This window comes from Staphylococcus sp. HMSC059F04 (genome assembly GCF_001812565.1).
Classification (GTDB): domain Bacteria; phylum Bacillota; class Bacilli; order Staphylococcales; family Staphylococcaceae; genus Staphylococcus; species Staphylococcus lugdunensis.
The window spans coordinates 74,779-90,082 of sequence record NZ_KV809468.1; the positions used below are offsets into that span (position 1 = coordinate 74,779).

The 15,304-nt window shown below is 33.1% G+C and carries 15 protein-coding genes; 5 read left to right on the top strand and 10 right to left on the bottom strand.

Annotated features, from left to right (window positions below):
• Positions 1–115 precede the first annotated feature (115 nt).
• The 6 genes from HMPREF2864_RS05290 to HMPREF2864_RS05315 are packed head-to-tail and all read right to left on the bottom strand — an operon-like array spanning position 116 to position 6,056.
• Positions 116–1,960: a monovalent cation:proton antiporter family protein gene (locus HMPREF2864_RS05290; RefSeq protein WP_002459501.1), complete on the bottom strand. Its 1,845-nt coding sequence runs from the start codon at positions 1,958–1,960 to the stop codon at positions 116–118.
• 10 nt (positions 1,961–1,970) lie between these two features.
• Complete coding sequence (gene mgtE / locus HMPREF2864_RS05295; protein ID WP_371089513.1) at positions 1,971–3,350, bottom strand: magnesium transporter; 1,380 nt, start codon at positions 3,348–3,350, stop codon at positions 1,971–1,973.
• 31 nt (positions 3,351–3,381) lie between these two features.
• Complete coding sequence (locus tag HMPREF2864_RS05300) at positions 3,382–4,236, bottom strand: RluA family pseudouridine synthase (RefSeq protein WP_070544901.1); 855 nt, start codon at positions 4,234–4,236, stop codon at positions 3,382–3,384.
• Positions 4,233–5,042 carry an NAD kinase gene (locus HMPREF2864_RS05305; RefSeq protein WP_002478415.1) on the bottom strand — a complete coding sequence of 270 codons (810 nt, stop codon included), beginning with the start codon at positions 5,040–5,042 and terminating at the stop codon, positions 4,233–4,235. Before HMPREF2864_RS05305 ends, HMPREF2864_RS05300 begins: the two co-directional genes overlap by 4 nt.
• A gap of 14 nt (positions 5,043–5,056) precedes the next feature.
• Positions 5,057–5,692: a GTP diphosphokinase gene (locus HMPREF2864_RS05310; RefSeq protein ID WP_002478416.1), complete on the bottom strand. Its 636-nt coding sequence runs from the start codon at positions 5,690–5,692 to the stop codon at positions 5,057–5,059.
• Between the two features lie 16 nt (positions 5,693–5,708).
• Positions 5,709–6,056, bottom strand: a complete 348-nt coding sequence (locus tag HMPREF2864_RS05315; RefSeq protein WP_002459506.1) for a UPF0738 family protein — start codon at positions 6,054–6,056, stop codon at positions 5,709–5,711.
• Between the two features lie 193 nt (positions 6,057–6,249).
• Here HMPREF2864_RS05315 and HMPREF2864_RS05320 point away from each other — a divergent pair, with 193 nt between their 5' ends.
• From HMPREF2864_RS05320 to yjbH, 3 genes are all read left to right on the top strand, one after another.
• Positions 6,250–6,822, top strand: a complete 573-nt coding sequence (locus tag HMPREF2864_RS05320) for a CYTH domain-containing protein (protein WP_037544597.1) — start codon at positions 6,250–6,252, stop codon at positions 6,820–6,822.
• A 99-nt stretch (positions 6,823–6,921) separates the two neighbouring features.
• Positions 6,922–7,287 carry a truncated hemoglobin YjbI gene (locus tag HMPREF2864_RS05325; protein WP_002459508.1) on the top strand — a complete coding sequence of 122 codons (366 nt, stop codon included), beginning with the start codon at positions 6,922–6,924 and terminating at the stop codon, positions 7,285–7,287.
• A gap of 22 nt (positions 7,288–7,309) precedes the next feature.
• The gene (gene yjbH, locus HMPREF2864_RS05330; RefSeq protein WP_002459509.1) at positions 7,310–8,107 is read left to right on the top strand and encodes a protease adaptor protein YjbH; all 798 of its coding nucleotides are present in this window, start codon (positions 7,310–7,312) and stop codon (positions 8,105–8,107) included.
• A 587-nt stretch (positions 8,108–8,694) separates the two neighbouring features.
• On the opposite strand, the gene pepF is transcribed toward yjbH, so the two are convergent.
• The 4 genes from pepF to spxA all read right to left on the bottom strand — a co-directional run bounded on the left by pepF (position 8,695) and on the right by spxA (position 12,974).
• Complete coding sequence (gene pepF, locus HMPREF2864_RS05335; protein ID WP_002459511.1) at positions 8,695–10,503, bottom strand: oligoendopeptidase F; 1,809 nt, start codon at positions 10,501–10,503, stop codon at positions 8,695–8,697.
• Between the two features lie 51 nt (positions 10,504–10,554).
• The gene (locus HMPREF2864_RS05340) at positions 10,555–11,526 is read right to left on the bottom strand and encodes a competence protein CoiA (protein WP_070544902.1); all 972 of its coding nucleotides are present in this window, start codon (positions 11,524–11,526) and stop codon (positions 10,555–10,557) included.
• 100 nt (positions 11,527–11,626) lie between these two features.
• Positions 11,627–12,358 (bottom strand): adaptor protein MecA, encoded by a 732-nt coding sequence (gene mecA, locus HMPREF2864_RS05345; protein WP_002493121.1) that lies wholly within the window; start codon positions 12,356–12,358, stop codon positions 11,627–11,629.
• Positions 12,359–12,578: 220 nt separating this feature from the next.
• Positions 12,579–12,974, bottom strand: a complete 396-nt coding sequence (spxA, locus tag HMPREF2864_RS05350; RefSeq protein WP_002459514.1) for a transcriptional regulator SpxA — start codon at positions 12,972–12,974, stop codon at positions 12,579–12,581.
• 287 nt (positions 12,975–13,261) lie between these two features.
• On the opposite strand from spxA, the gene trpS reads away from it, so the two are divergent.
• Positions 13,262–14,251, top strand: coding sequence for a tryptophan--tRNA ligase (gene trpS / locus HMPREF2864_RS05355; protein WP_070572125.1), 990 nt, complete (start codon positions 13,262–13,264; stop codon positions 14,249–14,251).
• 186 nt (positions 14,252–14,437) lie between these two features.
• The gene (locus tag HMPREF2864_RS05360) at positions 14,438–15,193 is read left to right on the top strand and encodes a class I SAM-dependent methyltransferase (RefSeq protein WP_002493114.1); all 756 of its coding nucleotides are present in this window, start codon (positions 14,438–14,440) and stop codon (positions 15,191–15,193) included.
• The last annotated feature ends 111 nt before the right edge of the window (positions 15,194–15,304 follow it).

Genomic DNA, 15,304 nt, shown 5'->3' on the forward strand with positions numbered 1-15,304 from the left:
AAATATTGGCAGTAGTTGACTGGATTGAAAATACATTGATACCACGTTTTTTCAATCCTAGTCAACCTTGCCGGGCCAGGACTACAAATTCACATTGAGTAACATTTTCACTCCCTTAATAATAAAATTCTAACTCGCCTTTAAGTTCATCTACATATTCCTTAGACCCTGTTACAATTAAACGATCTTTATAACGCAACTGTGTATCACCATGTGGCACGATAGACTCATTATTTCTAATTATACGTACAAAGATAACATCGCCACCAAATGGGAAATTACGCAATTCTAGATTTTCATATTTATGATTTAACATCTCAATTTCATATAAAGATGTTTCCACATTGCTTAGTAAATTAAGCATATTGGGTGTTTCAATAAGTCCTTTAAGAAAAATTTTATTGCTTAAAAAGTTGCTGAATATTTCTATGCCAGAATTTTTCATTCCCACGTCATCAGTCATTGTCTCTAAACGACAAATCACTCGATTAACACCGTGTTCTTCTGCCATCATCGCAACACGACGATTGATATCATCATCATTGGTTGCACATACGACAATATCATTATCAAATAAACCTAATCGAGTTAATATCGCCTCGTCATAATCATTGATTTCTAGTACAGTAATACTATCAGCCAAATGACGATGATCACTTAAATCTTTTCTAAAATATAAAGACACATTGTAAAGCTGTGATGTTAGATTTTGTGCAATTGGTATGGTTAGTTGGTTTTTCCCAATGAGCGCCACTTCAATACGTCGATTAACTTCATCTGGAATTGGGAATAATTTTTTAAAAACAACAGGTACAAAGACACAAGTAATCACGGCACTGAGGATTAAAATACCAGATGTCTCTGACGATATCGTTTTTAGCTGTTCTGCTATCTTCGCCGCCGCAATAACTAATGACAATGTTGAAGTGAGTAAAAATGCTGACGCAATGGTTGTTTTCGTATCAAACCATCGTCGAATAAATAATACTGGTAAGAGTTTTGATATTAAAAATGCACCTATCAATACCGGTATAATAATCAATAAAGCGGGTTCCTTAATAAGTGATGGTATGTCTAAATCTACACCAACCATAATAAAAAATATCGGTATAAAAAAGCCATAACCAAATGAATCTAATTTTTGCACAAGCTCCTCATCGGGTTTAAGTAATGAAACTACGACACCAGCTAAAAACGCACCTAAAATGTATTCAGCACCCACGCCTTCAGCCAATGCTACTAATAAAATAATTAATGCAAAAATCGCACGGATTCCAATTTGTGTTGTACCTGACATTAATTTTTGTAAAAAGGACATATGTTTGAACAGAATACCAATAATATAAAAAATAGCGGTAAAAACAACTAAAATCGCTGATAACCATATCGAACCGCCACCTTGACCATTTAATGCACCGTATACTGTCAATAACACCATAGTAAACAAGTCTGCTAATACTGCTACTAATAAAATAAACTGTCCAATCGTCGTGCGCATAATATTCATTTCCTTTAGCGTTGGCACGACAACACCTAAAGAAATTGTCGAAATAATAATGATCATCAATAGCACATCATCAACTAAACCTAGCCATTTAAAAGCATAAGCTAAAACAATAGAAATAATCATAATAAAGATAAAAACAGTTAACGCCATATTTAAATGGCTAGGCACATTTTTATCCTCTTGACTTTGCCCCTGACGATTGCGTGTGTCTTTTTTAAAGGCTGAAAAATCAATCTCAAGACCACTTAAAAACATTAAAAAGATAAAGCCAAGCGTTGATAAAATATTGAGCATGCTATCCTTTTCAACTAAATTTAGAAAAGAATTCCCAATAATCACTCCCATTAAAATTTCTGCTACAACAACAGGTAAAAAACTAATATTTAAACGATTTACTAATATCGGCGTAAAAAATGCCGCTACGACAACAATTACAAGTGAGAAAAACTCCATATGCGCCCCCCTAAGTTAAATATGACATAAATGATGTTGCTAATCCGAAATAAATTAACATACTAACAATGTCATTAATTGTAGTAATAAACGGACCGCTTGCTACTGCAGGATCGATGTTTATTTTATTCATTAATAATGGAATCATGGAACCTACTAAAGTACCAACCGTCATAGCTATAGTTAAACTTGCTGCAACAATTAAAGCTAAAAACGGCTGTTTGAAAACAACAACGATAATTAGAAATAAGATGATAGCGCAAACCGAACCAGATAACATGCCACTCCCCGCTTCACGTAATGCAACTCTAAACTTACTTTGTTCATCAATCTCTCCTGTCGAAATATTCCGAACTGAAACGGCTAGTGATTGAGTGCCTGAATTTCCTGACATCCCGCTGATAATTGGAATAAATGCTGCTAATAAAGCAACTTTAGATAAAGTATCTTCAAAATTGCCTAAAATGGTAGCTGTTATCATACCTAAAAATGTTAAAATAATGAGCCAAGGTAAACGTTTTGCTGCTGTTTTTACAATTGAATCATTCGTTGAATCAATGTCAGAAACACCGGCCAAACGAGAATAGTCTTCACTAGCTTCTTCATCCATAACATCTAAAATATCGTCAATAGTTATGATCCCAAGCAGATGGTCCTGATAATCAACAACTGGTAACGCAATAAAATCATAGTCTCTCATTTTTTGTGCAACATGCTCTTGGTCGTCTGCAACGTTCACACTAATTACACGCTCACTCATAATGTCCTCTATATAAGCATCATTTTCAGAAACGATTAAGTCACGTAATGACAGAACACCAACCAATTGTCCTTCTACATTCGTTGCGAAAATAACATAGATGGTCTCTGCATCAGGAGCTTGAGATTTGACAAGCATCAGTGCTTCTTTAACTGGTGTTTCAGCCTCTAATGATATATATTCCGTCGTCATAATCCCGCCGGCTGTATCTTCTTCATAATGCAGTAATGCCTTAATCTCATTGGCATCATCTTTATTCATCAATGTCAGCAAACTTGCTACTTTGGGTTTTGATAACTCATTTAATATATCTACCGCGTTATCGTAGGACATTTCTTCTAAAACTTTACTTGCATATTGTGCATTCATTGTGTCGAATAATTGCTCATAATCCTCATCATCTATTTCTAATTGATCGAAAAATCCAGCAACTTCTTGAGGTGATAACAATTGAAATATTTTATGTCTAATAACATTATCGCTATCCTCAAAATACTCGCTTTGCTCATATGAATGCATTGCGAGAAATTCTTTTCTAAAATCATCAATATCATTGTTATTTAATAATTCATCTAGTAGTGATTGGTTATATACCGCATGTTGATCATTGTCCGCTTTCTCTATCTCCATAGACAATTGGAACACCTCCATTACTGGTTTATTATAGCATGTTATACAGGCATATTAGTTGTTTATAATCAATAGTTATTGATATCGTTTGATGCAAAATAGGATGCTTAAATTGTAATGCCGTACATTGCAAACAATGGTTGTGAATCATACCATGATTTCCACCATATAACGCATCTCCTATCAAAGGATGTCCAATGTATTGAAAATGTACACGGATTTGATGTGTGCGTCCTGTATGTAATGTAACTTCACATAAACTAACGTTTTGTTTGCTATTAAGCGTTCGATAAGTTGATTTAGCATACTTACCAGTGGATGAAACTTGCCGCGTAATAATACTATCATTTGCACGGGCTATAGGCGCTTCTATAATTCCTTCTGGCTGAGTTGCGCCATGACACAGTGCTATATAACGCTTGTTTATTTTGATATGTGACAAGAGATGATGAATGTGACCATGTTTAGCTAATAACACTAAACCTGTGGTATTACGATCCAGTCTTGTCACAATATGTGGTGTAAAATCATTATCATTCTCGTGACAATAAGCTATCACTTGTTCAATTAAACTTTCATGTGGATGCTCCCTCGATGGTGCACAATTTTGTAAACTCGGTTTACATACGATTAATAGATAATCATCTTCGTAAACAATATCAAGTGGATGGTGAAAGGCTTGTAAATTAGCACTTGGAATTTCAGTAGGCAAAATAATCGTGAGCTTATCTCCCGGTTGCAATTGATAACGCACTGTGACCGGCTCATGATTAACAAGTAAAGCGCCATTTTGTTTAATGGCGCTTGTCGTTTTCTTGGAAAAACCTTGTTGTTGTAAAAATGACTTTAGTACATCAGGTGATTTGATTGCATAAGTGAATCTCATCGTTCGTCATCACTTTCAATAAAGGAATCATGGACACGTTTCCAAAATGGGAAAGGTCTAAAACGAGCAAACCTTACTTTTTCATTGGCAACTCTATATTGAATACCGCTGACATTTTTATGTTTAATGCTGACATGATCAATGGTTGTACGAATTGTATCATGGTTTACAGGTGTGATATAACATGTATGGTGCTTAGGCAAGACAAGTGGTGAACCGACCGTACGGAATACTCTATTATTGATTGAGGCAATTTCAGCAATTTGAATTGCTTCAAGGGAAGGATGAATTAATGCCCCTCCCAACGCCTTATTATAAGCAGTAGACCCAGATGGTGTAGAGATACACAAACCATCTCCTCTAAAGCGTTCAAAATGTTTACCACGAATATTAACATCAACAACCAGTGTAGAGCCATTATCCGTTTTCATCGTTGCTTCATTCAATGCCAAGTAACGCGTCTCATAACCATTATCATTATAGCGTACAATCATTTCTAATAATGGGTATTCAATGACTTGAAACTCAGAATTATTAATTTCTATAATTAATTTTTCCACTTCATGAGGTAACCAATCAGCATAAAATCCTAAGTGACCAGTGTGCACCCCTACAAAAGCGACTTGGGAAAGCATATGACTGTATTGATGAAATGCTTGAAGTAAAGTACCATCTCCACCAACAGATATAACTATTTCTGGATTCTCATCATTTTGTGTCATGTGAAAGTCCTTCATATGACTAATCATTTTATGCTTTAATGCATTCGACTTCGAGTCACCTTTGGATAGAATCGTATAACGCATTACTTTACACCTCATTAATTATTATCATGTTTTTTAGCTCGTTTTTGTGAATAATATTTTTGTGCTTCTTGTATTTCTTCTTTAATTTCAGACATTTCTTCATCAAGTAAATAAGCCGCTTCAGCAGCACGTTCTAATCGGTGCTGTATCTCATCTGGATAATCGCCATCATATTTATAACGTAATGTGTGTTCGATCGTAGCCCAGAAATTCATCGCTAAAGTACGAATTTGAATTTCAGCTAAAATCTTTTTCTGACCATCTAATGTCTCAATTGGATATTCGATAATTACATGATACGAACGATAGCCACTTTGTTTTGTATTATTAATATAGTCACGCTCTTCAATCACTCTAAAATCCTGTCTTTGTCGTAACATCTTAACGACAACATCAATGTCATCTACAAATTGACACATCATTCTTAATCCAGCGATATCATACATTTCCTGTTGCAAGCGATCAAAGGGTATACCTCTCTTATTCGCTTTATCGATTATACTAGTAATTGGCTTAACACGGCCGGTGACAAATTCAATGGGCGATGCATGTTCTCCAACTTCATATTGCTTACGTAATCCTTTAAGTTTTACTTTTAATTCATCTACAGCTTGCTTATAAGGTGTTAAAAATTGATCCCATTGATTCATATTACTTCACTCCGCTTCACTCTAGTTCAAAAGTTTTTTCTACTGCTGCTACAAACTCCTTACCATAATTATTATTGCCAACGATATTATCTAGTATAAAATCGAATTCTTCCTGAAAATGTTCTAATTTCAAATCATCATTTACAATAATGGTTTTATCTCTATTTTCATGCAACATTGACCATGTTTCTTCTACAAAAATGAGGTATGAATAGGACTGTCCATCATCTAATATGTAAGCAAATCCATAATTATCACTATCTACAAGCATTTGTCCTACTTCTTCCAAACCATCTGTTGGGTCATCTGAGTAGCAATAAATGCCATCATCTTTAACTTTAATTTCATTTACATAAATACGCATGCCTGTTCCTCCTTATTTTCGTTACTATTTTAACATAAATCTCATACATAACACATGTTTCAAACTAGTACTTGCAAAAGAAACCACAGTGGTTTAATAATATCCCAGCGCACACGTTTACTTTAACTTTTTGATGAATTACTGCATAATATTAATGTTATTATCACAGCATGTGTTAAAGGAGTGTCAATCCATGTCAACAAATCACGAAATTGAATTTAAACAGTTATTAACTGCTTCACAATATGATGATATCCGTCAAAAGTATTTTCAAAATGTTATACCTTTTTCACAAACAAATTTTTATATAGATACTAGCGATTTTAAACTGAAAGCTAACCATAGTGCTTTGCGCATCCGTGTCAAAGATGACAGCTATGAACTTACTTTAAAAGTACCTGCAACTGTTGGATTAACTGAATATAATCATTCCACCAGTCTTATACCTGAAATTGGTAAAACTTTGACATTACAACAATTTCCTGAAGATATTCAACATCAATTGATGCAATTCGGTATAACTGATGATGAATTAAACATTTTAGGTTCCCTAACAACACATCGCATGGAAGTATACTTTAAACATCAACTTCTTGTTCTTGACCATAGTGAATACTTGGGAACTGAAGACTATGAACTTGAATTTGAGGTTAATGATTACGAACAAGGCAAGCAAATCTTTCTAAATTTTCTTCAAGAATGTGCAATTGACTATGTTAAACCTAAGAACAAAGTACAGCGGTTCTTCGATTATAAAGCACAATGATTATATAAATATTAAAGCGTTGTACTGGAAGGCGAAATACTTTTAAATGTAAAAATTCATGTTATATTAGATATATAATTACAAGAAATAGGTGATTACATGACATCAACACCTTACGACATTATAGGTCAAGAAGCGCTATACAAGATGATAGATCATTTTTATACTCTCGTAGAACAAGACGACAGAATTAATCACTTATTTCCTGGAGATTTTCAAGAAACAAGTCGAAAGCAAAAGCAATTCTTAACTCAATTTCTGGGTGGTCCTAATTTATACACAGCTGAACATGGACATCCAATGCTTAAGAAGCGACACTTAAGATTTAAAATTACAACATATGAACGTGACGCATGGTTGGAAAATATGTATATAGCAATCCAAGCCGCACAATTTCCAGCCGGTGTTGGTGAATACTTATATGAGCGACTTCGCTTAACTGCGAACCATATGGTAAATGCTTAACTAGACATTGAAGGTGAAAAACATGGCTGAAGAATTAAAATTAATGCACAATGAGAGTCGTGAAGATGCAAATCTGTCACCTGTAAGCAAAATTGAAATCTATTCATTTTTTGACCCATTTGACTCAGATTGCTTTAAATTATCTGCATTGATTTCTAAACTTCGAATTGAATATAATCAATACATTAGAATAAGACATATACTAAATCCTTCATTACGCGTCTTGACCAAATGCCAAGCTCAAAGTACATCAGAGTTTGATAATATTGCTTTAGCTTATAAAGCTGCAGAATTACAAGGTCGGCTCAGAGCTGAACGCTTTATACATTTAATGCAAAATGAGATTGTCCCTAAATGCGATATTATTACAGAAGATATGATTTGTAATTGTATTAAAAATGCTGGGCTTGATTATGAAGTGTTCAAAGAGGATTTACAAACTAGTAAATTAACTGAAAGTCTGAAAGTAGATCTTCATATTGCTAGAGAAATGGAAATTGAACAATCTCCTTCACTTGTATTCTTCAATGAGAACATTCATGAAGAAGGTCTGAAAGTTGAAGGATTATATCCATACCATATATATACGTATATTATTAACGAATTAATGGGCACTCCGATTGAAAAGCAACTTCCACCTAAATTGGAAATATATATCCAGAAAAAACAACTTGTCACGATGGAAGAATTATTAACCATTTATGAATGGCCAGAAAAATTGCTTAATAAAGAATTGAAAAAACTCGTTTTACAACAAAAAATCGAAAAATTATATTATCCTGAAGGACATTTTTGGAAATCTAAAATGCCAAAATTGTAGGAGATTTTATACTTTATCTACACATATATAAAACCACGCATCTAATACTAGTTGATGTGTGGTTTTTGTATTTACTGATAATAATGTTCGGCTTTTTGCCAACAAAGAAATCAATTAACGCCCTGCTACTTTGATAACTCCCATTTCTGTACATAAAAATATAATTGTTTTTTAAATACCTTACTGGGGCACGTTTTTGTTGAAATACTTGGGCATTTCTCTTTGTTGGGGGCCCTGTTTCCCCAGCTTGCACATTTCTGTTGAATTTCTTACGTAATTTCTTTGTGCTGGGGCCCTGTTCGTTTTTTGTTTGTGTTTTTGGTTGCTTTGTTTGATTTTTTGTGTCTCGTTTGAATGGTTTGTTTTTGGGTATAAAAAAAACGCCGTGTCTGATTACACGACGCTAAACAAAGGGGATGGGAGAAATTTTTCACTTCAAACAAAGGGGTATGTTTGTTATGTGATTAATTTCATGTTCATAATATAACACGCACAACAAGGTGTTTCAATAAGAAATTCTTGTTTCATTCAATTTGTCACAAACTTGACAAATTGTAAGCGTGACCAATACGAACATTCACCACAGCCTATGCTTTTATTAATTTTTCAAATGCATCTAATTTTTGTTCAAATACTTCACATGCTTGTTCGATTGGTTTTGGTGAAGTCATGTCAACACCGGCATTTTTCAATATTTCAATTGGATAATTTGAACTACCTTTTTTCAAGAATTCATTGATATAGCGTTCTACGGCCGGTTTACCTTCTGTCAATATTTGATGACTTAAACTTTGAGCGGCACTATAACCTGTTGCATATTGATAAACATAATAATTCATATAGAAATGTGGAATTCTAGACCATTCTTTACTGATATCTTCATCTGTTTCCACAGTTTCTCCAAAATATTGTTTATTTAAAGCTGCATATTCTTCGTTCATGCGAGTAGGTGTCAATGGTTCTCCCGCTTCTTCAATTTGATGAATCTTGTGTTCAAATTCTGCAAACATCGTTTGACGGAATAATGTTGCTCTAAAACGTTCTAACTCTTGGTTTAATAATAGTAAACGACGTTCGTCATCAAGATGCTTATCCATATAATCACTTAAAAGCGCTTCATTACATGTAGAAGCAACTTCTGCCACAAATATTGAGTAATCACTCGCATTTGAAGGTTGATTTTGTCGACTAAAATAACTATGAGCTGAATGTCCAAATTCATGAATTAATGTATACAAATCCGATATAGTATCAGACCAGTTTAATAAAATAAACGGATTCGTCAAATGCGCACCTGAAGAGTAGCCACCTGAACGTTTACCTTTATTTTCATATACGTCTACCCAACGATTTTCTAAGCCTTCTTTGACGACATTTAAATATTCTTCGCCCATAGGTTCTAGTGCTTTAAGCATCCATGATTTCGCTTCTTCATAAGGCATTTCAAATTTAATATCTTTTACTAATGGTGTATATAAGTCGTACATTTTCAAGTCATCTAAACCTAGTAATTCTTGACGTAATTTAGTGTATCTGTGTAATAACGGTAAATATTTGTGAACTGTATCCACTAAATTGTCATAGACTTCTTCTGGAATATGATTGTTACTTAATGCACGTTGACGTGCAGATTTATAATGATGCGTTCTTGCATTAAATACATTCTTTTTCACTTCACCAGCTAATGTTGCGCCTAACATATTATTATGAGAACCATATGCTTTATAGACATTTTTATATGCTGATTCACGCAACTTCCGGTCATCTGACTCTAGATATTTAATAAATGTACCTTGTGTTAATGGGTGTGTATTACCATCTTTATCAATTGCATCTTCAAATTCCAAATCTGCATTTGAAAACATACCATAGACATTTGACGGTGTTGATAATGCATCTTGAGCTTCAGTTAATAATTTTTCCGTATCTGCATCTAAAATATGTTCACGCTTTTCATTGATTAATTTTAAATCAAACGCGTATCGCTTTAAATTATCATTTTCATCGATGAACGTTTGAATTTTAGCTTCATCAATTTGTAAAATTTCAGGAATTAAAAAGCTCCAAGCTGAGCTAAACTTAATAATTAGTTGATGCGCACGTGACTCGAAACCAGTATATTTATCATTGGCAGTATCTTGGTCCTGTTTTAAATGGGCATAAACATATACTTTTTCAAGTTGACTTCCTAGTTCATCTTCAAAGGCCAAAGCCTCATATAATGTTTGTGCATTATCACCAAGATGTCCTTGATATCGTTGCTCTTCTCCAATTTTATTTTCAACTGATTTAAACGCTTGTTCAAACGCTTCATCACTTTCAAAAATAGTAGTTAAATCCCAAGTATATTGAGGATATTGTTGTTCTTGTTCTTCGCGAGTTAGTTGTTGACTCATTATATATACCTCCTTGTGAATGTGATATTTCTAATTTTCTCACGTTCTAGCTTATTTTGCACGTTTAAACATCGAATCAAATGTTTGTTTATATTGTGTAATTAACATGTTTAAAATATCTTCCTCTGTTACAGTCGAAAAAAGTAAATTCCTAAATTTAACGCTTGATTTAAAGGAATTAAAGTTAATTTTATGTGCTAAATACAACAATAACTGTGCTTGCCATGCGATTGGATGAGAATTGATATAAATTTGATTGGGAAAAATATAACCTAAAAATTGAGTAGCTTGATCATCTGATAGTCGTAATTGATATATTGCACTTAAAGTTGGTTCTAAAACTGAATTTTGTCTTCGACATTGTTGAATATAATATTTTATATGATGATTAGCTAATTTAAAGGAAACTGACGGGCATGGTGATTGTAACTTTAATATATTAAGTGGAGAAGTCTGTGTTTTCCTTGCACTAAAGCGCTTGCCTCCAAGATGTTGAATGTGATGATAACAATAAAATGACTTTTCTCTATCATCCCATTCATAAAGTGTGCGCTGTTCTGGATGGATAAAACTACTTTGAAACTGTGTTAGAGTCAATTGATTTCGGCTAAATTGTAGACCTTGAAGCAACCAAATTACATGCTTTCCTACAGACATTAATCCTTTTGTACGCTGCTTTATGATATTAAATGGAATTGTAGAAAGTTGTAATTCAATAACAAATTTGTCATTTATTAAAAGATCAGGGTATTGCTGAATATCAGTTAAAAAAGGTTCTATTTCTACCTTCTGTCCATGCAAAAGATATGATTGAGCAATGTGATATTTCATTTGATAATGTAATTGTGATTCTCCTTTAGCATGTATACATAAACTGTGGGAACGATGGGCAAAATGTGCCTTGACTTTATAACCTCTCTTTAAAATCACTAACTCCCTACAACTGGGACAATAATAATGCTCGGAATTCATTGCGTCTACTGCCTTTATCAGTTGTCTTTTGTTATTAAATGCACTTAACAAATGTCAACACCTCATAAATATTAAACGTACATTATCTTCAAATTACTTCAACAAAAAAACCAAGACACGCTAACGTATCTTGGTAACTTATAACAACTCATTATTCAGCTGTATCTGGAAAATAACGACGTACTTGAGCAGTTACATTGTAACTCATAATAATTTTTCCATAATCATCTAAATATACTTCAGTCTTATCAGTAGGATAAGCATATTCTAATAATTGACTATAAAAATCATTGATGTCTTCTTGTTCAACCTTCTCATCGAAGTGAATTGCATAATAGTAATTAGAATCAAGCATATAAAGCAAGTCTTCATATGAGTCAGTCGCTTGATTATGATGATAAGCATAATCAATCACATGTTCCAAATCATCAAATTTAACAATAATTGTTCTCATATTGGCACGTTGACTTTGGACAGTATCTGATTTATTAGTAGATTTATTATTGGCACGTTGTTCAAACATATCGTCTGCTTTTTGGTCTTTATCTAACGCACTAGCTGCAAGTAATTCATTTAGCTGCTGGTCAAATTGATCATTTGCATCATCGTCAGACATGTTCATAGCTTCATCCATGGCTTCATCATTTTTAGATTTTGAAATAAGTACTTCTACACCTTTTTCAAATGCATGCACTTGAATCCACAATGGACCTTCGACCACAAATTCTTCTTCTTGATTAATTTCATCCATCATTGACCAAAAGAATTCTTCTCCGCGTTTACGGTTTGTCCATAAATCTTCACGACTAAAACCTCTAGCCTCAATATCACTATAAGTTATAAACAATTTAACAGTTGTTTCATCTACGCGTTCTATTCTCATATCATCTCACTCCTTACAGTCGATGAATCGTAATCATATTGTATTAAAACGTCTGTAAAAATACAATTGATTTGTTCTGAATAATCAAAGCCTCACTATCGATTCCCTATAATAACACATTCCCTAATTTAAGTACAAAAAACAGCACTACGTCACGCAGCGCTGTTGTACATTTAAAATATCATAATTAACACTTTGATAAGTTAAGACCGTTTAAATATTAATCTACTAAACGTTGAGCTTCTTTCAATTGGAAAGTACGAACTTTTCTTGGTAAGAAACGTCTAATTTCATCTTCGTTATAACCCACTTGTAATCGTTTGTCATCTAAAATAATTGGGCGACGTAACAATCCAGGATTATCTTGAATAATAGAATATAAATCTTGTAATGGTAAAGAATCGATATCTACATTCAATTTTTGGTATGTTTTTGAACGAGTAGAAATAATTTCGTCTGTTCCATCTTCAGTCATTTTTAAAATTTGTTTAATTTCATCAATTGTTAAATGTTCAGAAAAAATATTACGCTCCGTATATGGAATGTCATGTTCTTGTAACCATGCTTTCGCTTTACGGCAAGATGTGCAACTTGGTGAAGTAAATAATGTTACCATACATCTCACTCTCCTATAGAATGAATATTATTCATTGATTTTATAATTTAATGATTAAGATATTGCACTTTTTTATCTCTCTTAATCTTACAATACTTATTATAGACATCTAACATTAAAATTAAATGAGAAAATCCTCATTTTTCTGAGAAATCTTTAAATTCTTTCAATATGCCGAAACGTCTTATAAATCAGGTACGTACATAGTTTAACATAACTTTCATTTTAAAGAAATACTGTTATAATAGTTAAAAACGAAATTATTATTTTAGAAAGTAGGCATACATATGGAAACTTTATTTTCTGGAATCCAACCAAGTGGTATACCAACATTAGGTAACTACATTGGAGCCTTAAAGCAATTTGTAGAAGTTCAAGATGACTATGACTGTTTTTTTTGTATCGTTGATCAACATGCAATAACAGTCCCTCAGAATCGTTTAAAGTTACGTAAACAAATTAAACAATTAGCTGCGATTTACTTAGCTTCAGGTATTGACCCAGACAAATCAACGCTATTCATTCAATCTGAAGTACCTGCACACGTCCAAGCAGGTTGGATGCTAACTACAATTGCATCTGTAGGTGAATTAGAGCGAATGACTCAATACAAAGATAAAGCGCAAAAGCGCACAGATGGTATACCAGCCGGCTTACTAACTTATCCTCCATTGATGGCAGCAGACATTGTTTTATATAATACAAACATTGTTCCTGTTGGTAAAGATCAAAAACAACATATGGAATTAACGCGTAATTTAGTTGAACGATTTAACAGTCGCTATAATGATGTGTTAACTAAACCTGAAATTCGCATGCCTAAAATAGGTGGACGAGTAATGAGTCTTCAAGAACCAACTAAAAAGATGAGCAAAAGTGATGATAATCAAAAAAACTTTATTTCATTATTAGATGAACCTCATATTGCTGCTAAAAAAATCAAAAGTGCAGTTACCGACTCTGATGGTATTATCAAATTTGATCGTGATAATAAACCTGGTATTTCTAATCTTTTATCTATATATTCCAGTCTTACAGATGAATCTATTCAAGATATTGAACAGAAATATGAAGGTGAAGGTTATGGCAAATTAAAATCTGACTTAGCGGAAATTGTCAAAGATTTCCTTACTACTTTCCAAGAAAAATATAATGCATTTTATCAATCTGAAGAACTAGATATTATTTTAGATAAAGGCCGCGATAAAGCACATAAAGCGTCAATGAAAACATTGAAAAAGATGGAAAAAGCTATGGGATTGGGACGTAAACGTTAATAACTAAATATAATGTACCCGCTTCAAAGTACTTGAAAACAATCTTGCCGGAGAGAGACTACGAATTCATTATGAATTCGTAGTCTCTCTCCCTTTTATTTTTCATTAAATAGCCATAACCTTTATCAAATTAACGTGATAAAATTTGATTAATAGTAATTATCATTAAGGAGCTGGCTATACATCATGTCAAAAGAACCTGGACACACTTTTTTAGCAAAATTAGGTAAAACACGCTTACGCCCCGGAGGTAAAAAAGCAACAGACTGGTTAATTACTCAAGGACAATTTAGTTATAAAAAACAAGTGTTAGAAGTAGCTTGTAATATGTGTACGACCTCCATTTATTTAGCCAAAACATATCAATGCCACATTACAGCCGTAGATTTAAATAAAAAAGCACTTGATAAAGGTCGTTTAAATGTTAAAAAAGCTCATTTAGAACATCTCATACAGCTACAGCAAGCAAATGCTATCCGCCTTCCTTTCGAAGATAATCAATTCGATATTGTTTTAAATGAAGCGATGCTTACCATGTTACCAATGAAAGCAAAACAACAAGCAGTAGCAGAATACTTTCGAGTGCTAAAACCAGGAGGTATATTACTCACTCAAGATGTTGCTGTTATGAATGATGATAAGGAAAAAGAAGTAATTCAACACCTATCGTCTGCAATCAATGTCAATGTAACACCGCTTACACCAGAGCATTGGACACAACTTTACAAAGAAGCTGGATTTAGTAGCGTACATAATCACTATGGACCTATGACATTAATGACACCAAAAGGTATGATTTATGACGAAGGTATATTTGGTACAATTAAAATAATTAAAAATGCACTAAAAAAAGACAATCGCTCTATGTTTAAACGCATGTTTATCACATTTAAAAATCATAAATCAGATTTAAATTACATCGTACATGCAGCCACCAAATAAGTTATTTGTTGAATTAGCAAGTGAAATTTATAACAAAGAAAAAATGAGATATAATAGCCTTTTAAAACCTGGCATTACAGCTAATAATATAATTAATATGAAAAAGGCGAT